Consider the following 21,188-nt stretch of genomic DNA (forward strand, 5'->3'; position numbering starts at 1 on the left):
AGACATTCCGAGCAGCGGGCTCTTGCCTAACATCCTAGCATCCTGTAATTACAGGATGCGTCCACATTGTCGTAACAGGGGACACCTACATGATCGAGGTCCGTAATCCAGGCACCGGCGAACTGCTCGGCGAGGTCGAGTCGTACACCGAGGAGCACGTGGCGAGCGTGGTCGGCACCGCGCAGGAAGGGCAGCGGGAGATGGCCGCCCTGCCCGCGCACGAGCGCGAGTCGTTGCTGCGCCGGGTGGCCGACCTGATCGAGGCGGAGGCCGAGAGTCTGGCGCGGCTGCTGGCCGCCGAGAACGGCAAGCCCATCGTGCAGACGCGGGGCGAGGTGGCCGCCGCCGTACGCATTTTCCGCGGCTACGCGGGCGAGGCGACCCGGTTGTTCGGCAGGCAGATCCCGCTGGACGCGGTGCCGGGGCTGGAGCGCCACCTCGCGGTGACCCTCCGCGAGCCGCTCGGCGTCGTGGCGGCCATCGTGCCGTTCAACTACCCCGTGGAGCTGTACGCCCACAAGGCCGCCGCCGCGCTCGCCGCCGGCAACGCCGTGGTCGTGCAGCCGCCCGCGCGCTGCCCGCTCGCCGTGCTCCGGGTGGCCGAACTGGTGGCGCAGGCCGGCGCCCCGCCGCACGCCCACCAGGTGGTCACCGGCGGCGTCCGCGTGTCCCAGCTCCTGGCCGAGCTGCCCGGGATCGCGGCCGTGTCGCTCACCGGCAGCACGGTCGCCGGCAGGGAGCTGGCCAGGCGCGGCGCGGACACGCTGAAGAAGGTCTTCCTGGAGCTCGGCGGCAACGACGCCCTGATCGTCTGCGCCGACGCCGACCTGGCCGAGGCCGCCCGCGCCGTCGTGCTCGGCCGCCTGGCCAGGGGCAACGGGCAGATCTGCTGCGCCGTCAAGCGCGTCTACGCCGACCGGGCCGTCTACGACGACTTCGTCGCGGCGCTGCTGGAGGAGACCGGCAAGCTCAGCGTCGGCGACCAGTTGCAGGAGTCGACCGACGTCGGCCCGCTGATCGCCGAGGAGGCGGCCGAGCGGGTCGAGGCGGCCGTGGACCGGCTCGTCGCCGACGGGGCCAGGCTGGTCACCGGCGGCGGCAGGCGGGGCGCGTTCTACGACCCGGCCGTGCTGTCCGACGTGCCCGTCTCCAGCGCGGCCTTCAACGAGGAGATCTTCGGGCCCGTCGCCCCCGTGGCCTCCTTCACCGACCCGATGGAGGCGGTGCGGCTGGCCAACGACTCGCCGTACGGGCTGCAGGCGGCGGTCTTCACCCGCGACATCTCCCGCGCGTTCACGATCGCGAGCCGGCTCGACGTCGGCGGGGTGGTGATCAACGGCTCCACCGCGCTGCGCGCCGAGAACCTGCCGTTCGGCGGCACCAAGGACACCGGCGGCTTCCGGGAGGGCGTGCACGACACGGCGCTGGAGTTCACCCGCCAGAAGACGGTGATCGTCACGGAGGCGTTCGGATGAGCCTCGTGCTACGCGGCGTCACCAAGGACTACGCGGGCGTCGGGGTGCTCCACGGGATCGACCTGGAGGGGCACTTCGGCGAGGTGCTGGCCGTGGTGGGCGCCAACGGTGCGGGCAAGTCGACACTGATCAAGATCCTGGCCGGGGCCCAGCCGATGAGCGCGGGCGAGATGCTGATCGACGGCGAGCCCGTCCGGCTGCGCTCTCCGCACGACGCCCACCAGCGGGGCATCAGGACCGTCTACCAGGAGCTGACGCTGGTGCCCGAGCTGTCGGTCACCGAGAACCTGCTGATGGGCGACTTCCCCCGGCGGCACGGCCTCATCGACTGGCCCGCCGCGCACGACAGGGCCGCCGAGCTGCTGGAGTCGATCGGGTTCGGCACGATCGACCCGCGCACGCCCGCGGAACGCCTGACCGTGGCCCGCCAGCAGATGGTCGAGATCGCCAAGGCGCTGGTGACAGAGCCGCGCGTGCTCATCCTGGACGAGCCGTCGGCGGTGCTGTCGGGGCGCGACCTCGACTCGCTGTTCGCGCTGATCAGGCGGCTGCAGGAGCGCGGCGTCCTGGTGATCTACGTCTCGCACCGGCTGGCCGAGGTGCTCGACCTGGCCACCTCCATCGTCGTGATCAAGGACGGCAGGGTCATCGAGACCACCGAGCCGGCGCGTACGAGCGAGGACGACCTCATCAGGCACATGGCGGGCAGGAAGCTGGAGCAGATCTACCCCGACCGCCGCTCCGAGCCCGGCGAGACCCGGCTCACGGTCACCGGGCTCACCAGGGCGGGCGAGTTCGACGACGTGTCGTTCACGCTGCGGGCGGGCGAGGTCGTGGGCATGTTCGGGCTCGTCGGGTCGGGGCGCAGCGAGCTGGCCCGGTGCGTGTTCGGCGCCGAGCCGGCCACCGCGGGCAGCGGCGCGTACGGCTCCCCCGCCGAGGCCATCGCCGCCGGGCTGGCGCTGGTCACCGAGGACCGCAAGCGCACCGGGCTCGTGCTCGGCATGTCCGTACGCGACAACATCGCGCTCACCACGCTCAAGGGGCCGTTCATCGACCTGGCCAGGCAGCGTGACCAGATCGGCGGCATGATCGACCGGCTGGGCATCCGGCCCGCGGGCTGCGCGCCCATGTCGGTGGAGCACCTGAGCGGCGGGAACCAGCAGAAGGCGGTGCTGGCCAAATGGCTGCTCAGGAACCCGCGCGTGCTCCTGCTGGACGAGCCGACCCGCGGCGTCGACATGGCCACCCGGGTGGAGATCTACCGCATGATCGACACCCTCGCCCGTGACGGTGTGGCCGTGCTGCTCATCTCCTCCGACCTGACCGAGGTCATCGGGGCGAGTGACCGCGTGCTCGTGATGGCGCACGGCCGGATCGTCGGCGAGCTGCGCTCCGACCAGACCAGCGAGGACGAGGTCCTCGCCCATTCGATGGGAACCCTCACATGACCGTCGCCTCTCCCCGCCTCGTGCTGCGAGGGCGGGACATCACCGCCGAGGCGATCTCCGCGGCCGTCATCGTCCTGCTCGTGGTGGTGGCCGCCACGACCTCCGACACCTTCCTCACCCCGGTCAACCTCACCAACCTGCTCAAACAGATGGTCACGACGGGTCTGCTGGCCTTCGGCATGCTCGTGGTGATCCTCACCGGCGGCATCGACCTGTCCGTCGGGTCCGTGGTGGCCTTCTCCGGCATCCTCGCCGCGGGGCTGTCCGCGGGGCTGCCCATCCCGGTCGCGATGGTCGTGGGCGTGGCGGCGGGCATCGCGTTCGGGCTGGTCAACGGCACGCTGGTGGCGCGGTTCGGGCTCGCGCCGTTCGTGGTGACGCTGGCCTCGCTCACCACGATCCGCGGCCTGGCGTTCGTCTACTCCGAGGTGCCCGTCACGCCGAGCGACCCGGCGTTCCTCTCGCTCGGCTCGGCCATGCTCGGGCCCATTCCGCTCATCACGGTCATCATGGCCGTGGTCTTCGTCGCGGGCGGCGTGTTCCTGTCCCGCACACCCGCCGGGCGGTCGATCATCGCGATCGGCGGCAACGCCGAGACCGTGCGGCTGGCCGGCATCAACGTCCGCAAGCACGTGATCCTCGCGTACGCGATCAGCGGCGCCTGCGCCGGACTGGCCGGGGTCGTCCTGGCCAGCCGCGTCGGCATCGCGCAGCCCAGTGTCGGCGTGGCCTTCGAACTCGACGCGATCGCCGCCTGCGTCATCGGCGGCGCCAGCCTGGCGGGCGGGCGCGGCTCGGTGCGGGCGACGTTCGGCGGCGTGCTCGTCCTGGTCCTCATCAACAACCTGCTCAACCTGTACGGCGTGCAGAGCTTCTGGCAACAGGTGCTCAAAGGCTTGATCATCATCGTCGTCATCCTCGTCCGGAGAAAATGATGAAGCTACGAATCCTCCTCCTCGCCTCCTGCCTCGGTCTGGCCGCCTGCTCCTCTGGGGGCGGCGCGCAGGACGACGGCAAGCAGACCATCGGTGTCGCCAACTTCCTGCTCAGCGGCCCCTACTTCAGCGGCATGGACAAGGCCATCGCCGCCCAGGCCAAGAAGAAGGGCAACGTCGAGGTCATCAGCACCGACGCCAACGGCGACGCCGCCAAGCTGGCCTCCAACGTCGAGGACCTGCTCAGCAAGAACGTCGACGCGATCATCATCTCCGGAGGCCCGCTCGAGTCGGCCCCCGCCGCGCTCAACGCCATCAAGCAGGCGGGCAAGCCGGTCGTCCTGGTCGACCGCAAGTTCGCGACCGGCGAGTACACGAGCTGGATCGGCCCCGACAACAAGGCGATCGGCGTGCAGAACGGCCAGTTCCTCGCCAAGCACCTGGCCGACGGCGGCAAGGTCGGCATCATCAAGGGCGGTCCCGCGGACAACTCGATCGGCCTGGCGCGCACCGAAGGCGTGAAGTCGGTGCTCGGCACCGCCCAGGGCATCACGCTCGTCGAGGCCCCGGACTTCGGCAACTGGAGCTCGGACGGCGGCCTGTCGGTCATGGAGAGCCTGCTCGCCCAGCACGGCGACCTCAAGGCGGTCTTCTGCGAGAACGACGCCATGTGCCTGGGCGCGCAGCGGGCCATCGCCGACGCCGGCAAGGCCGAGCAGATCGTCATCGCGGGCGTCGACGGCCAGAACGAGGCGCTCAAGGCCATCCAGGACGGCACGAACTATCTGGTAACCGGTCTCAATGACGCCGACGAGATCGGCAGCAAGGGCCTCGACCGGGCCGTCGAGATCCTCGGCGGCGCACAGGTCGAGAAGGACACCGTCGTCCCCTCGCCCATGGTCACCAAGGAGAACGCGGCCCAGTACTACGACCCCAATGGCAGCTTCTAACCCCCCCTTGGAGGAAAAATGTCACGCAAAATCGCGACCCGCGGGCTTATGGCCGCTGTGGTGGCTTTGATCCCGCTAGCCGTGAATCCGCCGGCCGAGGCCAAGCCGTCGGGCTGGCGGCTGCTCTACCAGGAGAACTTCGCCAAGCCGCTCGGCGACGCGCCCTGGGTGAAGGAGACCCACGCCCAGCCGTTCGACACCATCATGGACGACTCGGGCCTGTGGTATCAGAACGACTACGGCTCGGCCTGGAACACGGCCTTCGAGTCGTTCGACACGTACCGCAAGGAGTTCAAGGTCGGCAAGGACGGCTGGCTGACCGCGTCGCTCTCGGCCCGTGACTGGAACAAGGACGGCGTCATCGAGTCGCCGCCCTCCATCAGCAGGAAGGTGATCAAGGGCGGGCCGGTGGCCGAGCTGAAGGTGCCCGACCACACGGGCGGCGCGATCTTCCGCCCGACGAACGCGCTGCCGGACAAGTACCGGGTCGAGTACAAGCTCAAGACCGTCGACTTCGGCGGCAAGCGCAACGGCACCATCGAGTACGACAACCGGATCAACGGCTACTCGAAGGAGGGCTGCAAGACCCAGCACCCCTGGGGCGAGGGCTCGCGCAGCCCGGGCTGGAACGGCGACGCGTCCTCTCCCTACTGCGACTGGCAGGACGTGCGCGAGGGCGCGTACGGCTACAACGGCTTCCACTTCATGACGATCGTGGACTTCGCCGACCCCGCGCCGCGTAACAACCACTTCTGGCACTACCGCCGCAAGGTGCTGATGGACTCCTTCTCCCAGCACCCCGACCGCGTCGGCACCGGCACCGGCGGCCGGGTCTGCAACTCCGACACCGGCGAGTACTACAACTACCGCGACAGCAGCTTCAACACGGTCAACATGTGGATCAGCGGCATGCCCAACTGGACGCCGGGCAAGGGCGGCCTGGCGGGCAACTCCCAGTGGTTCATGTCCACCTGCTCGAACGGCGTGGCCGAGCGGCAGCTCTCCTCGGCCGCCGAGCTGCAGCCCGAGCTGATGCCCAACGAGTACTACACCTTCGCCATCGAACGCGACGAGACCGGCTACACGCTGGAGGCCAGCGGCAACTTCGCCCGGGTGGGCAAGAAGACGATCCGCTTCCACCGGCCGTTCGTCGTCGACAACAACCCGATCTGGCACTACAACGTCAAGCCCGAGGAGTACGACGGCCGCTTCAACGGCAACCTGGTGCAGAACGACAACAACGGCAGCATGACCTGGCCCGACCAGTGGCCGGCCGGGTCGGCCTACCCCGACTACTTCGTGATCGGCGACCTCTACACCAACGTCTACGAGGGCAGCGCGAGCCTCACGGACATCCGGCTGTACGTACCGAAGAAGTAGCAGGGCGCTGACGACGGCCCGGTGAGGTGGCGCCCCGCCGCCTCACCGGGCCACAGGCGTGATCAGGCGTGGTCGTCCAGTGGTTCGCCGCCGGTCCAGTCCCAGTCGGTGATCGCGGTGCGCATCAGGCGCGCGGCCGTCGACAGGTGGCCGTCGGCGCCCCAGTACAGGGTGACCGCCCGGCGGCAGTCGGGGCTGTCGACGGCGACACAGGCGAGGGGCGCCCGGGTGTAGGCGCGGCGGGCGATGCCGGGGACGAGACCGATGCCGAGCCCGGCGCTGATCAGGTCGACGATGGCGCTCAGCTCGTCGACCTCGCAGACGATCTTCGGGGTGAGGTCTCTGGCGGCGAACAGCCGATCGAGCAGCCGCCGTTGCCAGTGCCCCCTGCGGGCGGAGACGAACGGCTGGTCGCCGAGCGCTTCGACGCTCACCGAGGCGCGGCCCGCCAGCGGATGGTCGAACGGCATCGCCAGCCACACCTCCTCGTCGAGCAGCCGGACCGCCTCCAGTCCCTCGGCGTCGATGGGCTGCGAGGCCACGCACAGATCGACGTCCTGGGCGCGCAGCCGGCGGGCCATGTCCTCGGCCGGCGTCCAGTCGAGTTCGATCTCGACGGTGGGATGCGCTCGTTTGAAGGCCGCCAGCGGCCTGGTGAGGGTGAGGAAGGTCTCCGACGCCAGCCGCACCGTGCCCAGCCCCTCGCTGCCGGCCTCGGCGACGGCCCGGCGGCCCGCGTCCAGCTCGCCGAGGGAGCGCTCGACGTAACCGCGGAAGAGCTTGCCCGTGTCGTTGAGCCGGAGCCGGCCGCTCCTGTCGAAGAGCGGGGTGCCCAGCTCACTCTCCAGCCGGGCGATCGTCCGGCTCAGCGAGGGCTGGGCGACGCGAAGCTCCTGCGCCGCGCGGCTGAGGTGCTCGAGCCGCGCCACCACCAGGAACTGCCTGAGCGTGTTCAGCTCCATCATGCCTCCCGGAACATAACACCATAGCAATATTAATCTTAGACAGGATAGCGTCACAGCCATACTGTCGAGGGGTTCGCACATGGACGACTCAGCACCGTGGAGGATCCCTCATGCTCACCGTGGCCGGCGGTCCTGGCTCCGATGCCGCGCACCGGACGAGACCCGCGGGATGGACGCTGCGGGCCGTCGTCAGCGCGCACGCGGCGGCGATCGCCGCCCAGCCGGTGTTCGCCGGGCTCTACCTGACCGGTGACTTCGACGGCCTGCGCTGGCACGCGCTCGGCGCCGACGTGGTCACCTCCATCGGCTACCTGCAGGTGATCGTGGCGGTCGTGGTGTGGGTCCGGCTGCGTCAGGTCTGGCCGTTCCTGGCCACGTCGGGCGTGGTGGCGGCCGAGACCGCGCAGTACTTCGCCGGGCTGGACGGCGCGCTGTGGCTGCACCTCCCGCTGGGGGTGATGACCGTCGCCGCGCTCGTCGTGCTGTTCATCGCCGTCTGGTTCCGGCCCCTCGGGCGGCGGCCCGGCACCCGGAAGGCGGCCCGTGATGCGTGAGCGCGACGCGGGCCGCGGCGTCACCAGGCGGCGGGCGCTGGGCATCGGCGGGGCCCTCGGGCTGATGGCGGCCACCGGGCTGTCGGCCTCGGCCGCACTGGCCCGCCGGCCGTCGATCACGGGTGCGGAGTTGCGCAGCGCCGTACCGCTGCCGCCGCCGTTCCAGGTGCCGCTGCCGCTGCCCCCCGTGCTGAGGCCGGTCGCCACCTCGGGCGGCGCCGACCGCTACGAGATCACCCAGCGCGAGGCGACCGCGGAGATCCTGCCCGGCGTCAGGACACCGCTGTGGACGTACGAGGGCACCTTCCCCGGGCCCACGATCGAGTCGCGCCGCGGCCGGCCGGTCACCGTGACGCACCGCAACACCCTGCCCGTGCCGACCGTCGTGCACCTGCACGGCGGACGTACCCCGGCCGACTCCGACGGTTACCCGACCGACCTCGTCCTGCCCGAGGGCTGGCAGGAGCCCCACCAGGAGACGGGGCACGGCGGGCACGGCATGCGCGACCCGCGGGCCGTGGTGACCACGCTGACGCGTGACTACACCTTCCCGCTGGACCAGCGGCCGACGCTGTTGTGGTACCACGACCACCGGATGGACTTCACCGCCCCGGCGATCTGGCGGGGGCTGGCCGGACTGCAGATCGTCCGCGACGACGCCGAGGAGGCGCTCGGCCTGCCCGCCGGGCCGCGCGAGCTGCCGCTCATGATCGCCGACCGCGCGTTCGCCGCCGACGGCAGCCTCGCCTACCCCGCCCTCGACCCCACCCTGCGCGTACGGCCCGGCGTGCACGAGCCGTACGTCGCCGGGGTGCTCGGAGACGTGATCCTGGTCAACGGCGCCCCGTGGCCCGTGCACGAGGTCGACGCCGCCCGCTACCGGCTGCGCGTGCTCAACGCCTCCAACGCCCGGCACTACGAGCTCGAAGCGGTCACCGACGACGGACGCCGCCTCGACCTCGTCCAGATCGGCGCCGACCAGGGGCTGCTCGCCGCCCCCGTCACCCACCGGCTGCTGCCGGTCGCGCCCGCCGAACGCTACGACGTGGTCGTCGACTTCTCCGTCGTCCCCGTCGGCGGCCTCGTCAGGATGGTCAACCGGCTCGGCACCGGCCGTACCCGCGACGTGCTGGCCTTCCGCGTCGCGCGCGAGGCCGCCGACGACAGCCGCGTCCCCGCGACCCTGTCCGCCGACCTGCCCTCCTGGCGGCCGTCGGACGCCGTCAGGGTGCGCGACCTCGCCTTCCGCGTCGGGAGGATGGGCGGCGGGCACGGCTGGCTGATCGGCGGGCTGCCGTTCGACCCGGCCCGCTCCGACCTCACCACCAGGCTCGGCGACGTCGAGGTGTGGCGGCTGGTCGCCGACGTCCACCACCCCGTCCACCTGCACCTGGCAGGCTTCCGGGTGCTCTCGCGCAACGGCCGGCCACCGCTCCCCCACGACGCGGGGCTCAAGGACACCGTCTCCCTGCGGCCCGCCGAGTCGGTGGAGATCATCACCCGCTTCGACGGCTACCGCGGCCGCTACCTCTTCCACTGCCACAACGCCGAACACGAGGACATGGGCATGATGGCCAACCTCGAGATCACCTGACCCCGGGCGACCCGCGCGAGCCGGTGAGCCAGACCGCCGAGCCGAACGCCGCCGGCGACCGCAGGGCGCGCAGCGGCTGGGGCAGGCGCAGCGGGGCGGTCGCGGCGTCGGGCCGGAGACGGCGGCGTCAGGCGCGCACGTCATCTTCCAGCGCCTGGTGGCTAGCGGTGGGTGAGGCGGTTTCGGGAGCGGGAGCCGCGTGAGCGCCGGAAGCGGGCCACCGCCACAGGCATCCACAGCACCAACGCCACAATCGGGCTGAGTACCATGAACAGGCTCTGCACCGTGGCCCAGTCCAGCACCACCGCCGCGACCGACTGGCGTGGCAACCCATCGGTGAGCGCCTGGGAGAGGAACAGCAGCGGGAGCCCGACCCCGAAGCCGAGCAGCACCATGCTCACCACGCCCGGCTGCCAGTACGGGCGCCGCAGCAGGCAGCAGGCCCCCAGCGAAGGCGCCAGCAGGATGCCGAAACCGGCCACCAGCAGGACGGCGATCATGACGGGGTTGAGATCGTCGAACATGAACCGGCAGGCCAGGCTGACCGTGGCGCACGTCACCGGAAAGACGAGCCCGAGGAGCCGGGCCGCCGGGCCGCCGCGCGCGAGCGCCGGCCAGTAGACGAACTCCCACATGAACGGGTTGCCCCCGGGCCACAGACCCCCGACCGGCCGATGCAGCACCGCGTGCGCGGAAAGCGGGTACAGCCGTTTCGAGCGCGCCTGCCAGCCTTCGTAGCGCTGCGCATGGTGCCCCCCGGGCCTGCGTCTCCGGCTCATCCCGGCCCTCCGGCGCACCGGGCGAAGCCCGGGTTCGTCACGTGATCCATGATCGGCCCCTTCGGTGTGGCAGGCGTCCCGGCTCGTGACCCTGGACCGCCATGCCCATGACGTTAGAAGAGCCGCCGGGTCCGGGGCATCCGCCAGATGACCGGTCCCCGGTGGCCGGGCGCGTGGCGCGACCGAATGGACGCCGGCTGCTCGGCGCGGAAACAGGCAGGAAACGCCCGCCCGGTTAGACCTTGGAGTGGTTGTCCGCGAAGAAAATGATCATGGAGTGAACCAAGCACCAGCGATCACCCGGCGCACCTTGCTGTCGGCCGCTGCTGCCACCCCGCTCGTCGTGGCGGCGCCCCCGGCCCGTGGCGACTCCGCGCAGACGGAGCCGAACATCCTGCTGTTCACCGTCGACGACTTGGGCGGCGACATCCCTGGCTGCTTCGGCGGCCGGGCCGACCTCACCCCGGCGATCGACCGGCTGTACGGCCAGGGCGTCGGCTTCCACCGCGCGCACGTACCCGTGGCCATCTGCCAGCCGAGCCGCTCGGCGATGCTGACCGGCCGCTACCCGCACCGCAATGGCGCCGAGGGCTTCGAACCGATCCGCGACGACGTCCCCATCCTGAACGACCTGCTACGCCCGCGCGGCTACCTGACCGGCATCCTCGGCAAGGTCGGCCAGCCGCCGGAGCGACCGCGGCCCACCTCCCGGAGAGCAGGCTGGCCATCGGCGAGGCCCTCACCCTGGAGCCCGCCGGAGACGGCTACCGCGTCCGCCTCCGCCCGTCCCGCTGGTCCGACCTGGACGCGCCGGCCACGGCCCTCCGCCGCGGCGGCGGCACCGATGTCGCCCTGGTCATGGAGGACCTGCGCTTCCTTCGTTCGTCCGAGCCTCTGGCGGCCGCGGCGCCCGGCTGGAGTGACGTTCCTGGCCGAGGGCTACCGGCGAGCCCTGTGGCCCCGTTACTCAAGCTGCCCGGCCGAGGCGACGTGGCCGGAGGCGCCGTTCAGGCGACGAGGGTGCCGAGGTCGGCGGCGACTCGGGCGAGGGCCCGGACGAGGTCGTTCTCGGTCTCGGTACGCCACACCAGCGCGTACGGCAGGGCGTCGAGGTCTCGGACGGGCAGGTAGGCGATGTCGGGCCGGTTCCAGTAGCGGACCATGTGGGCGGGAAAGAGGTTGACGAGTTCCCCGGTGCTGGCCAGGGCGAGGATCTCCTCGGTGTTGGTCACCAAGGGGCCGCGTTCGATCCGGCGTCCCGAGCGGGTCTGGGACGGGATGAAGCCCTCGGCCCAGTAGTCCGGCACCGATGGGGCGTCGCTGTGCTGGAAGTCGGCGAGCAGCTCCAGCGAGACGGAGGTGCGGCGGGTGAGTTCGCTCTCGGCGGCCACGGCCAGCACCCGCGGTTCGGTGAACAGGACCGGGCCCACCGTCAGGTCGGGTTCCTCGACCGGCAGCCAGCAGACCAGGACGTCGAGGTCGCCGCGGCGCAGCCCGGCGAACGGGTCGACGAAGGAGGCGTGCTGGATCCGCAGCTTCCACTGCGGGTGGCGGGTGTGGAAGGTGTCCCAGTAGGGGCGCAGGTCGTGGGCGTTGACGGAGAGCATGCCGACGCGGAGCACGGCGGTGATGCCCTGGGCGGCGAGTTTGGCGCGGCGCATGCCGTCCCGCAGGCCGGTGTAGACGGGCCAGAGGTCGTCGCGGAGTTGCCGGCCGAGCGGGGTCAGCCGGACCGTGCGGTTGGTGCGCTCGAACAGCGGGGCGCCGATCTGGCGTTCCTGTTTCTTGATGGCCTGGGTGACGCGGGCGGGACTCACGCGCAGCCGTTCGGCGGTCCGGCCGAAGTGCAGCTCTTCGGCCAGGGTCAGGAAGATCTCCATGTCGCGAAGCTCCACGATCCTCCTTTGACATTAACCCAGGGGTTAATGCGACCTTGCGTACTTTGTCGTTGTTTCGGGTGGTTGTTCGCGTCGATCCTAGTGGCCGGACGGTTTCAGACACTCTGGAGTGACGAGATGACGACCAAGACGGCGCTGGTGACCGGGGCCTCACGGGGGATCGGCCGGGCCATCGCGCGACGCCTGGCCGCCGACGGGGCACTCGTGGCCGTGCACTACGGCAGCAACGAGGCAGCCGCCCGCCAGACCGTGCGCCTGATCGAGCAGGACGGCGGCCGGGCCTTCCCCCTCCGCGCCGAACTGGGCGTGGCCGGAGACGTGGACACCCTGTTCACCGCTCTGGAGGCGGGCCTGCTCACGCGGACCGGCCAGGCGCGGCTGGACATCCTCGTCAACAACGCCGCCATCACCGCCGACTCGATCGAGACGATCACCCCGGAGACCTTCGACCGCCTGATCGCGATCAACACCAAAGCACCACTGTTCATCATCCAGCGAGCCCTGCCCCTGCTCAACGACGACGGCCGCATCATCAACCTGTCCACCGCGGCCACCAGAATCGCCACACCCGAGCAGCCGTACGCGATGAGCAAGGCCGCCCTCGAAGCACTCAGCCGCTCCCTCGCCCAGGCCGTCGGCGCACGAGGCATCACCGTCAACGCCGTGGCACCCGGCCCGACCGCCACCGACATGAACCCATGGATGCTCGACAACCCCGAAATCCAGCACATGGTCGGCAACGGCAACGCCATCCCCCGAACCGGACAACCCACCGACATCGCCGACGTCGTCGCCTTCCTGGCGGGCGAAGCCGGCCGCTGGGTCACCGGCCAGACCATCGACGCCTCCGGCGGCTGCTTCCTCGGCCCCCGCATCTGAACCGACAAGCCACCCCGCCGCCCAACCCCGCGAACGCCTGCGGGGACGTGTCAGCGGCGGCGTCAGGACGGCGACGGTCCGATATCAGCGCGACCGGCGATGGTTGACGCCATGAACGGTCCACCGATCGCGACCCAGGTCGCGAACCGGGCCCACCGAACCCACCCCGGCCTCGCGCGGCGCGCACGGACACCCGTGAACGCCGACGCCAGGACGAGGCTTCCCCAGATCGAACACCGATCGGACACCGATCGAACACTGAAGGCAAGGAGACTCATGATGGGACACAGCGACAGCGGCTTCTCCGCCACGGGACTGCGCAGGCTGCGTGCGGTGCTGGCACGGCATGTCGAGTCCGGGAAGATCCCCGGCCTGGTCGCCCTGGTCAGCCGCAACGGACACACACACGTCGAAGCGCTCGGCACCATGCGGCACGACGGCGGCGCGCCGATGCGCCGGGACACGATCTTCCGGATGGCCTCCACCTCCAAGCCGCTGTCGATGGCGGCGGCGATGGTGCTGCTGGACGAGTGCCGGCTGCGACTGGACGACGTGGTGGACGAGTGGCTGCCCGAACTGGCCGGCCGTCAGGTGCTGACACGGCCCGACGCCCCCCTCGACGACACCGTCCCGGCCCGCCGCCCGATCACCGTACGGGACGTGCTCAGCTCCACCTTCGGGCTCGGCATGGACGTGGCGTCGCTGGGCACCCCGATCATGAACGCCGTCTTCGCGCACAACCTCACCCCCTCAGGCCCGGAGCCGCAGCCCGACCCGGATGAGTGGATGCGCCGCCTGGGCGAACTGCCGCTGCAGTACCAGCCCGGCGAGCGCTGGCAGTACCAGATCAGCAACGACCTGGTCGGCGTACTGACGGCCAGGGTCACCGGCCAATCCTTCGAGGAGTTCCTGCGCGAGCGCATCTTCGAACCCCTCGGCATGAAGGACACCGGCTTCCACGTGCCCGCCGACCAGATCGACCGGCTGCCCACCCTGTACGCGCCCGACCCGGCCACCGGCGAGTTCCTCGCCTGGGACGAACCCGAGAACGGACGGTGGAGCAGCCCTCCGGCCTTCCAGGGCGGCGGCGGCGGACTGGTCTCCACCGCCGACGACTACCACGCCTACTTCCAGATGCTGCTCAACGGCGGCACCCACCAGGGCAAGCGGATCCTGTCCCGGCCCGCGGTCGAGCTGATGACCACCAACCGGCTCACCCCCGAGCAGAACGCCGCCCGCACCACCATGGCCACCGACAACGTCCACCTCTCCTTCGGCCAGGGACAGCAGGGCGGCTGGGGCTTCGGCATGGCCGTACGCACCTACCGCGGCGACTACGCGCCCATCGGCCAGTTCGGCTGGGACGGCGGCAGCGGCACCTCCAGCTACGCCGACCCGGCCAACCAGCTCACCGGCATCCTCCTCTGCCAGCTCGGCTACTCCGTCCCCAGCCCGGCACACCTGATGAACGACTTCTGGACCACCCTCTACCAGGCCATCGACGACTGACGCCGCTTTCCACGCCGTTCGTCCCCACCGCATTCGAAGGAGTACACCATCATGTCCATCACCCTCACCGACCAGGACAAGCTCACCCTGCGCACCGCCGCCTACGGCGCCGTCACCCTGATGTCCGCCGCCGACGCCGCAGGCAAGCCCCACAAGACCGCCACCGAGGGCTCCATCGCCCTGGCCTCCGCCACCGGCCCGATCGGGCACGTGCTCGCCACCTATCCCAAGGACATCAAGCTGGACACCGCATCGGTAGCCGCGATCGCCGACCAGGTACTGCCCGCCCTGACCGCGGCCATGAGCCTGCTCAGGCAGCAGGACCCGGCCGAGGCCGACAACTTCCGCCGCACCGTCCTCGTCGCCGTCGAAGCAGCCGGCCGCACCCACCAGGCCCCGCCCAGCCCCACCACGGCCGACATGACCCGCAAGATCACCGAAGCCCTCGACGCCGCTTGACCGCACGCCCACCCACCGGGCGACGGCCTCAAACGGCGAGGGCTCCTCGCCGCGGTCACGCCCACGGTCGCGGCCACAGTCGGCCGCGACCGTGGGCACGACGCCCCGAGCGGCGACCGGGCCAGTCCCGGATCACCCTCTCCGAGTCGCGCCCCCGTTCCGTACGGAGAGGGGCGCCTCAACTCGTCGGACCTGACCGGGGACCCGCAGAAGGTGATCCCCATCGCCGATCTCGATGCGCCGAAGCTCGGTGTCCGGTTCTCCGGCGTGGCCGGAAACGCCCCGGATGCGCTCGCCGAGGCCGCGGCTGTTCATCCGAACGGTCGCGTCGCATGACCACACCTCCTTTCAGTACGGGATCCCCGTCCGCCGGTTGCGACCAAGCGGACAGGTGCGCCTCTCGACGCTATGAAGCGCCGACCCGCCCACACGTCAGTCGGCTGACCGGGTTCTCACCGGCCTCCCGCATCCGCCCTCCATCCGCGGCGATCCGCTCGCCGTCGCGGACGGTGTCAGCTCCCCATGCCTGTGGGCTCACCAGGTCACCCGTAGCGAGTTCAAGCCGAACACGACGCTGAAGGCCAGGTAGTCCACCTGCTCGTACGGGTCGGCCAGGGCGAGGGCGGGGAACCGCTGGAGCAGCGCGGGGAAGGCGATGCGCATCTCCATCCGCGCCAGCGGCGCCCCCAGACAGTGGTGCACGCCGTGGCCGAACGCGACATGACCGGCGGCCTCCCGGGTGACGTCGAGCCGGTCCGGGTCGCCGGTGAAGGCAGGGTCGCGGTTGGCGGCGGGAAGCGAGCAGATGACCAGCGCGCCCGCGGGGATGACCTGCCCGGCGATCTCCACCTCGGTCGAGGTGGTGCGGGGCGGAGGCGACTGCGAGATGGACAGCCACCGCAGTAGTTCCTCGACGGCGGGCTCGATCCGCGCCGGGTCCTCGCGGATCATCGCCATCTGGTCCGGGTGCCGCAGCAGGGCCAGGGTGCCCAGGCCGAGCATGTGCGCGGTGGTCTCGTGCCCGGCCAGCAGCAACTGCCCGGCGACACCGGTCAGCTCGTCGGCGCTTAGCTCGTCGCCGTGCTCGCGTACCAGCATGCCCAGCAGGTCCTCGCCCGGGTCGGCCTGCGCGCGGGCGACCAGGTCGGCCATGTAGGCGCGATCCTCCCTCCGCGCCGCGTTCAGCTCCTCCGCCGACAAGGAGGTGCCCAGCAGGCGCGTGGAGCGAGCCTGGAAGTCGGCGCGGTCGGCGTAGGGCACGCCCAGCAGCTCGCACATCACCAGGGACGGCACCGGCATGGCGAAGTGCGCCATCAGATCGGCCGGCTTGCCCGCCCGTTCCAGGTCGTCCAGGGCCGACTGGACGATCTCGGTGATCCGCGGCTCGAGCCTGCTCATGCGCCGTACCGTGAACTCCGGGGTGAGCAGTCGGCGCAGCCGGGTGTGCTCGGGCGGGTCTAACCCGATCAGTTGGCCGGCGCGCAGCCTGGCCACCTCGTCGGGGTCCAGCGCGCCGGTTCCGCGGAGCGGGGTCAGGGCGCTGCTGAACCGGACCGGATCCGACAGCACCCGGCGGACGTCCTCGTGGCGGCAGACCAGGTACGCGGGGAGGCCCCAGGGCGTCTCCACCTGGACCACGCCCTCGCCGTCGCGGGCCCGGGCCAGTTCCTCGGCCGGGTCGAATCCGTTCCGCCGCTGCTGCAACGGCAGTTCCTTCGCTTGCGTCATCGTCGGTCCATCCGTTCTGTGATTGACTCCGCGATCACACCCCGCGCGGCGCGATGCCCTCGGCGCGCGACCGGCGCGCCACCGACGACGACACCGCAGCCGAGCACCGGTCCAGCCGCCGCACGTCATCGACCAGCACCCGCAAGGGACCCGCCACCGGGGAGTGCTCATGTTCGGTTGACGAACGAGCACCCGCCGGGGGGACGGCCTCGGGCAGAGAAGTTCGGAGGCGACGGTGATCGCGGGTGGGCCGCCGGTGTCACCACGGCCTGCGCCACCCTGGGGCCCGGGACAGGGGCCTGGCCCAGCCGCTGCTCAGCCGGACGTGCCGGAGGGGCGGCGCGTCCGGATCGACGGTCACCTGTTCCCTTCATGCGGTCGTGGTGTGTTTTGGGCTGGTCCGCACCACTGGGATAACGCGGTGCGGACCTCGTCGGGGTGATCTTCGGTGCCGTCGTCTCCGGCCCAGGCGACGTATCCGTCGGGTCTGACCAGCATCACCGCCGGGATTGCGGAGTCCGCCGTCTCGGCCAGGCACGCCACGTCGAGACGGTCGGCCCGGTCGCCGGTGTCCAGTGGCTCGGTGTGGCCGCGCTGGACCAGCAGGAACCGGCCGTGACGTAGTGCTTCGTACAGCCGGCCGGTGGACAGCCGGGCATCGGGGACTCGGCGGCCTTCCCAGGCGTGCGCGTGCTCGGGGTCCTGCGGTGGATACGCGATCGACAGGCCCGCCACGCGTCGGCGCAGCGTGTTGCTGATCGCGGGAACGGCGAGCGCGCCTCGCGCCAGAAGGGGGCGGATGGCCCGGATGGGGGCCGGTGCCACGCTGATGCGCTGGAGCAGGTCGGTGAGGCGGAGGGCGGCCGCGCCGACGGGGTGGCGTTCGCGGTGGTAGGAGTCCAGGAGCCAGGGCGCGGCCCAGCCGTGGACCGCGGCGGCGATCTTCCAGCCCAGGTTCGTCGCGTCCTGGATGCCGGTGTTCATGCCGAGGGCGCCGAGCGGAGAGTGAACGTGGGCGGCATCGCCGGCCAGGAACACGCGCCCCTTGCGGTAGGCGTCCGCCTGGCGGCGCTCGCTGAGGAAGCGGGTCGACCATCGCATTTCACGGACGCCGAGGTCGTGACCGGCCAGCCGGTTCAGCGACGCGGACACCTCCTCGATGCCCAGAGGCTCGTGGAGCGGCACGTCCTGGCGCCGGCGGTCCCAGATGACCGCGCGTACCCAGCCGTCGCCGAAGGGCGGCATCAGCACCATGCCGTCGCGTCCCACGAAGGTCCGCACGGCCGTCACGTCGGCGTCCGCCAGGCGGAGATCGGCGAGCAGGATGTGCGTGGCGTAGGCGGACCCGGAGAACCCCACGCCCATGCTCTGCCTGACCTGGCTGTGGGCGCCGTCGCAGCCGATCACGTAGCCGGCCCGCTCCGTTCGCGTGCCGCCGGGCCCTGCGATCGTCACCTCGACGCCGTCGCCGTCTTCCCGCACGTCCACGACCTTGGCGCCGCGTACGATCTCCACTCCCCGCGCGCGGGCCCGTTCGGCCAGCACGGCCTCGGTACGCGCCTGCGCGACGATCAGGACGAAGGGGAACCGGCTTTCCGGGTGCCGCATCGGTAGCCGTACCGAGGTCCGGCCGAAGGTGGGCCGGATCTCCGCGACCTGGATTCCCCGCGTCACCAGCGGGTCGGCGAGCCCGCGCATGTCGAGCTGTTCCAGTGTCCGCGCGTGCACCCCGAAGGCGCGGGTGAGGTTCGACTCCTCGGCGCGTTGCTCCAGGACACGGCATGTGACGCCCCGAAGGGCCAGTTCGGCCGCCAGCATGAGCCCTGTGGGGCCCGCGCCCACCACGAGGACCTGGGTGTCAGTCATGGCCGTCTCCCGAGTCGTTCGAAACGTCTGTCGGCTTGGTCGAGGTGGGCAGCACCCGGGCGATGAAGAATTCGGCATGGGCCAGCACGAGCTCGTGTCCGGCCCGCTGCGTCTCCGGGTCGGCTTCGGCGTGCAGGTACAGCAGCCGGACGAACGCGACCGGCGCGAACAGCTCCCACGCGAGCTGTTCGGGCCTCCCGCGGTCGGGCGGGATGAGGCCGGCGCTGATCCAGTGGGCGATCAGGCGGCCCATCTCCTCCTGGGCGGTCTTGAACGTCGAGATCACCTGGAGGTGGCTGTCGCCGATGGCCCTGACCAGGATGCTGGTCAGCAGGCGGTTGCGGGGCTCGGTCCAGGCGGTCACCAGGTTCCTGGCCAGGGCGCGCAGGAAGGCGGCGGGATCGTGTGCCGCCAGCGCGGGGTCCACCAGCGCGCGCTGGCTGGTGAACAGCCCGACGCCGGCCTGGAACAGCACCTCCTCGAAGATCGCCTGCTTGTTCGCGAAATGCCGGTAGAGGACGCTTTCGCTCAGCCCAGTGGCCTGGGCGATGCCGCGTACCGAGGTGCCGCCGTAGCCGTGCCGGGCGAACAGGTCCAGCGCCGCTTCGATCAGCGCGCCCTTGGTGTCCTGGGCCTCGGACTTGGGCGGGCGTCCCGGCCGTCGGGGCCGGTTCCGTTGAGGTTCCGTGCTCATGGCCGAAATATATGTGATCGATCGCTTACTTTCTAGACCACGAAATCCGTCGCGGCCGCGGGCCTGTTCCAGGGCCGGCTGGTCGAAAGCGGCAAATCCGCGACTACCCGGCGGCGTACAGCGTGGCGATCCGTGCGCCGAGGTCCGCGCCGTAGTTCTGGTGGTAGACCTGGGCGGAGCAGTAGACCGGACCGCCTCGCCGGGCCAGGCCGGCGGTCCAGGTGACGGCGTTCTCCACGCCCGGGTCGCTCAACTGCAGGCCCGTGGCCACGATGTCGTCCACGCTGACGTCGACGAAGTAGTCGCTCACGCCCTTGCGCTCGTACAGCCGCCACTCCAGCGTCGCGCTCGTCGCCCCGGCCAGCCTGGTCGTCAGGTCGACCGTGGCCTTCTGCCAGGCGTGGTCGTTGGCGGCGACGTCCTGCTCCCACACCACCTTGCCGTTGAGGAGAAGCTGCTTCACGTGGTACCCGGCCGGGTTGTCAGGGCCGCGGCCGTCCCCGTGCCAGAAGCTCACGCTGCGCCTGGTGGCGCCGGACGTGAGCTGGACCTTCCGGCTCGCGCCGCACCACATGCCCGGCGTGGTGGCGGTGCTTCCCTGGACGACGAAGCTCAGCCGCCCGTTGCCGGTGCGGGCGAGGTTGTCGCTCGCGGGGCGCGTCCACCCGGCGTCGCGGGACACGAAGGGAAGTTTGTACTGCACGACGCCGGACAGCTCACCCGCGCGGACGTGCTCGAGAGCTTTCTTGGTGACGGCCTCGACGTAGGCGACCGTCGGCTTCTGGGCGGCGTGGCTCAGCGGGTGGGCGTACGGCATCAGGTAGACGTCGGTGCCGGGAAGTAGCTTGGCGAGCTGTTTGACCTGATAAGACAGGCTCCATGTCCACGACGTGTCCCGGTGCGGCTCGTCCCGGAAGGGGAAGATCACTCCATCCAGCAACGGGGCCTGCTCAGCGATGAACGCGTCGGTGAACTGGCTGTAGTAGACCGTGGGGACGAACTTCAACGAGGGGTTGACCGCCTTGGCGGCCGCGCTCATCTGCCTGACGTACGCGGGCGTGAACGTCTTGGGGTCGTGGCCGTAGTCGTCCACGGTCCAGCCGACCAGGTTCGGGTGGCTCTTGGAGAGCGTGGCGATCTCGCGTGCCCATGTCACGTAGTCGTGCTTGTACGGCCGGGAGACGCAACAGACCGCCTGGCTCGGCGCGTACACCAGTACCCAGACTTTGATCCCGGCGGTGGCGGCGGCCGGCAGGAACTCGTCGCGCAGGTCCTCCCAGTGAACGTTGTCGCCGGCCATCGGATAGACGTAGGTGTTGGCTTTGAGCGCCGTCAACCCCGCGATCATCGCCTTGGTGTCGACGTGCCTGATCCCGTCGGCCCGCGGCTCCACCTCCCGTACGAGGTTTCCCTCTGTCCCCACCACAGCGGGAGCCTCGGCGTGGGCCACACCGGGGAGCACACCGGGGAGCATCGACAGCAGTGACGCGACGACCATGACGAGCACAGAACGGGACACGAGATTCCTTCAGCATGATCCGTAGACGAGTGCCCGTCAGCCTAGGAAGCACCGGTATGTCGCCGGTATGCCGGTGCGGTGTCCTGCGGGCGCCCTCAGCGCTCTCCGTCCTGGCCGTCGCCGGCGTCCCCGGAGGGAGCACCGGCTCGGTGCTCGGCCAGTTCGAGATCGATGAAGGCGGTGATCATGGCGCGCCACACGGCCTCGGCCACGCTCGGGGACAACCCGGCGCTCGCGGCGCGCTCCCGGGCCGCCCGGACGACCTGCTCGACCCGGCCGGGCGCGCGTACAGCGTGCTCGTCGGCCTTGAACGCGGCCGCTTGCCGGACCAGAGCCTGCCGGTCCGCCAGGAGCCGGACCAGTTCACCGTCGAGCGCGTCGATTCGTGCGCGCACCTCGACCAGGGACGCGGGGTCGGACACGGGGGATCCTCCTGTCGGATTCGGGGCCGCCGCCAGCGGCCGGTCCGCGACCGAACACGGCAAACCTAGCACCGACGGACCGAGGAAGATCACCGAGCGCGCGGTCTTCCGAAGCGCCGGTCGCCTCGACG

Annotated in this window: 21 protein-coding genes and 1 pseudogene; 12 read left to right on the forward strand and 10 right to left on the reverse strand. The window is 70.8% G+C overall.

Annotation, left to right across the window (positions count from 1 at the left end; all coding sequences use genetic code 11):
* Window positions 1-89 precede the first annotated feature (89 nt).
* From ACZ6S0_RS34085 to ACZ6S0_RS34105, 5 genes are all read left to right on the forward strand, one after another.
* Window positions 90-1,475 (forward strand): aldehyde dehydrogenase family protein, encoded by a 1,386-nt coding sequence (locus tag ACZ6S0_RS34085; RefSeq protein ID WP_465923423.1) that lies wholly within the window; start codon window positions 90-92, stop codon window positions 1,473-1,475.
* The gene (locus ACZ6S0_RS34090) at window positions 1,472-2,926 is read left to right on the forward strand and encodes a sugar ABC transporter ATP-binding protein (RefSeq protein WP_465923424.1); all 1,455 of its coding nucleotides are present in this window, start codon (window positions 1,472-1,474) and stop codon (window positions 2,924-2,926) included. Before ACZ6S0_RS34085 ends, ACZ6S0_RS34090 begins: the two co-directional genes overlap by 4 nt.
* The gene (locus tag ACZ6S0_RS34095; RefSeq protein ID WP_465923425.1) at window positions 2,923-3,861 is read left to right on the forward strand and encodes an ABC transporter permease; all 939 of its coding nucleotides are present in this window, start codon (window positions 2,923-2,925) and stop codon (window positions 3,859-3,861) included. The genes ACZ6S0_RS34090 and ACZ6S0_RS34095 overlap by 4 nt, the downstream gene beginning before the upstream one ends.
* Window positions 3,861-4,811 (forward strand): substrate-binding domain-containing protein, encoded by a 951-nt coding sequence (locus ACZ6S0_RS34100; RefSeq protein WP_465923426.1) that lies wholly within the window; start codon window positions 3,861-3,863, stop codon window positions 4,809-4,811. Before ACZ6S0_RS34095 ends, ACZ6S0_RS34100 begins: the two co-directional genes overlap by 1 nt.
* Before the next feature lie 81 nt (window positions 4,812-4,892).
* Entirely contained in the window at window positions 4,893-6,191 is a 1,299-nt protein-coding gene (locus tag ACZ6S0_RS34105) for a hypothetical protein (protein ID WP_465923427.1), read from the forward strand.
* Window positions 6,192-6,253: 62 nt separating this feature from the next.
* Here ACZ6S0_RS34105 and ACZ6S0_RS34110 read toward each other — a convergent pair whose 3' ends face one another.
* Entirely contained in the window at window positions 6,254-7,156 is a 903-nt protein-coding gene (locus ACZ6S0_RS34110; RefSeq protein ID WP_465923428.1) for a LysR family transcriptional regulator, read from the reverse strand.
* Between the two features lie 110 nt (window positions 7,157-7,266).
* Between ACZ6S0_RS34110 and ACZ6S0_RS34115 the strand changes: the two genes are divergently transcribed.
* Both ACZ6S0_RS34115 and ACZ6S0_RS34120 read left to right on the forward strand, forming a co-directional pair.
* Window positions 7,267-7,710: a hypothetical protein gene (locus ACZ6S0_RS34115; protein ID WP_465923429.1), complete on the forward strand. Its 444-nt coding sequence runs from the start codon at window positions 7,267-7,269 to the stop codon at window positions 7,708-7,710.
* Entirely contained in the window at window positions 7,703-9,304 is a 1,602-nt protein-coding gene (locus ACZ6S0_RS34120) for a multicopper oxidase family protein (protein ID WP_465923430.1), read from the forward strand. The genes ACZ6S0_RS34115 and ACZ6S0_RS34120 overlap by 8 nt, the downstream gene beginning before the upstream one ends.
* 161 nt (window positions 9,305-9,465) lie before the next feature.
* Here ACZ6S0_RS34120 and ACZ6S0_RS34125 read toward each other — a convergent pair whose 3' ends face one another.
* Both ACZ6S0_RS34125 and ACZ6S0_RS34130 read right to left on the reverse strand, forming a co-directional pair.
* Window positions 9,466-10,083, reverse strand: coding sequence for a hypothetical protein (locus ACZ6S0_RS34125; RefSeq protein WP_465923431.1), 618 nt, complete (start codon window positions 10,081-10,083; stop codon window positions 9,466-9,468).
* A 235-nt stretch (window positions 10,084-10,318) separates the two neighbouring features.
* Window positions 10,319-10,588: a hypothetical protein gene (locus tag ACZ6S0_RS34130; protein WP_465923512.1), complete on the reverse strand. Its 270-nt coding sequence runs from the start codon at window positions 10,586-10,588 to the stop codon at window positions 10,319-10,321.
* On the opposite strand from ACZ6S0_RS34130, the pseudogene ACZ6S0_RS34135 reads away from it, so the two are divergent.
* Window positions 10,499-10,696, forward strand: a pseudogene (locus tag ACZ6S0_RS34135) (sulfatase-like hydrolase/transferase); the annotation flags it as partial. The gene ACZ6S0_RS34130 and the pseudogene ACZ6S0_RS34135 overlap by 90 nt on opposite strands.
* A 394-nt stretch (window positions 10,697-11,090) precedes the next feature.
* Here the strand turns inward: ACZ6S0_RS34135 and ACZ6S0_RS34140 are convergent.
* The gene (locus ACZ6S0_RS34140) at window positions 11,091-11,978 is read right to left on the reverse strand and encodes a LysR family transcriptional regulator (RefSeq protein WP_465923432.1); all 888 of its coding nucleotides are present in this window, start codon (window positions 11,976-11,978) and stop codon (window positions 11,091-11,093) included.
* Window positions 11,979-12,098: 120 nt separating this feature from the next.
* On the opposite strand from ACZ6S0_RS34140, the gene ACZ6S0_RS34145 reads away from it, so the two are divergent.
* The 4 genes from ACZ6S0_RS34145 to ACZ6S0_RS34160 all read left to right on the forward strand — a co-directional run bounded on the left by ACZ6S0_RS34145 (window position 12,099) and on the right by ACZ6S0_RS34160 (window position 15,164).
* Window positions 12,099-12,860 carry an SDR family oxidoreductase gene (locus tag ACZ6S0_RS34145; protein WP_465923433.1) on the forward strand — a complete coding sequence of 254 codons (762 nt, stop codon included), beginning with the start codon at window positions 12,099-12,101 and terminating at the stop codon, window positions 12,858-12,860.
* 276 nt (window positions 12,861-13,136) lie between these two features.
* The gene (locus ACZ6S0_RS34150) at window positions 13,137-14,369 is read left to right on the forward strand and encodes a serine hydrolase domain-containing protein (protein WP_465923434.1); all 1,233 of its coding nucleotides are present in this window, start codon (window positions 13,137-13,139) and stop codon (window positions 14,367-14,369) included.
* 51 nt (window positions 14,370-14,420) lie between these two features.
* A complete protein-coding gene (locus ACZ6S0_RS34155) occupies window positions 14,421-14,828 on the forward strand; it encodes a hypothetical protein (RefSeq protein ID WP_465923435.1) in 408 nt (135 codons plus the stop codon).
* 213 nt (window positions 14,829-15,041) lie between these two features.
* The gene (locus tag ACZ6S0_RS34160; RefSeq protein WP_465923436.1) at window positions 15,042-15,164 is read left to right on the forward strand and encodes a hypothetical protein; all 123 of its coding nucleotides are present in this window, start codon (window positions 15,042-15,044) and stop codon (window positions 15,162-15,164) included.
* 198 nt (window positions 15,165-15,362) lie between these two features.
* Here the strand turns inward: ACZ6S0_RS34160 and ACZ6S0_RS34165 are convergent, their stop codons facing one another.
* The 6 genes from ACZ6S0_RS34165 to ACZ6S0_RS34190 form a co-directional block, all read right to left on the reverse strand.
* On the reverse strand, window positions 15,363-16,556 hold the full coding sequence (locus ACZ6S0_RS34165) for a cytochrome P450 (RefSeq protein WP_465923437.1): 1,194 nt from the start codon (window positions 16,554-16,556) through the stop codon (window positions 15,363-15,365).
* A 34-nt stretch (window positions 16,557-16,590) separates the two neighbouring features.
* Window positions 16,591-16,713 (reverse strand): hypothetical protein, encoded by a 123-nt coding sequence (locus ACZ6S0_RS34170; RefSeq protein WP_465923438.1) that lies wholly within the window; start codon window positions 16,711-16,713, stop codon window positions 16,591-16,593.
* 200 nt (window positions 16,714-16,913) lie between these two features.
* Entirely contained in the window at window positions 16,914-18,422 is a 1,509-nt protein-coding gene (locus tag ACZ6S0_RS34175) for an FAD-dependent monooxygenase (protein ID WP_465923439.1), read from the reverse strand.
* On the reverse strand, window positions 18,415-19,116 hold the full coding sequence (locus ACZ6S0_RS34180) for a TetR/AcrR family transcriptional regulator (protein ID WP_465923440.1): 702 nt from the start codon (window positions 19,114-19,116) through the stop codon (window positions 18,415-18,417). The genes ACZ6S0_RS34175 and ACZ6S0_RS34180 overlap by 8 nt, the downstream gene beginning before the upstream one ends.
* Before the next feature lie 103 nt (window positions 19,117-19,219).
* Window positions 19,220-20,635: a hypothetical protein gene (locus tag ACZ6S0_RS34185; protein ID WP_465923441.1), complete on the reverse strand. Its 1,416-nt coding sequence runs from the start codon at window positions 20,633-20,635 to the stop codon at window positions 19,220-19,222.
* Window positions 20,636-20,730: 95 nt separating this feature from the next.
* A complete protein-coding gene (locus ACZ6S0_RS34190; protein WP_465923442.1) occupies window positions 20,731-21,057 on the reverse strand; it encodes a chorismate mutase in 327 nt (108 codons plus the stop codon).
* Between the last annotated feature and the right edge of the window lie 131 nt (window positions 21,058-21,188).

Source organism: Nonomuraea sp. NPDC051298 (assembly GCF_055586305.1).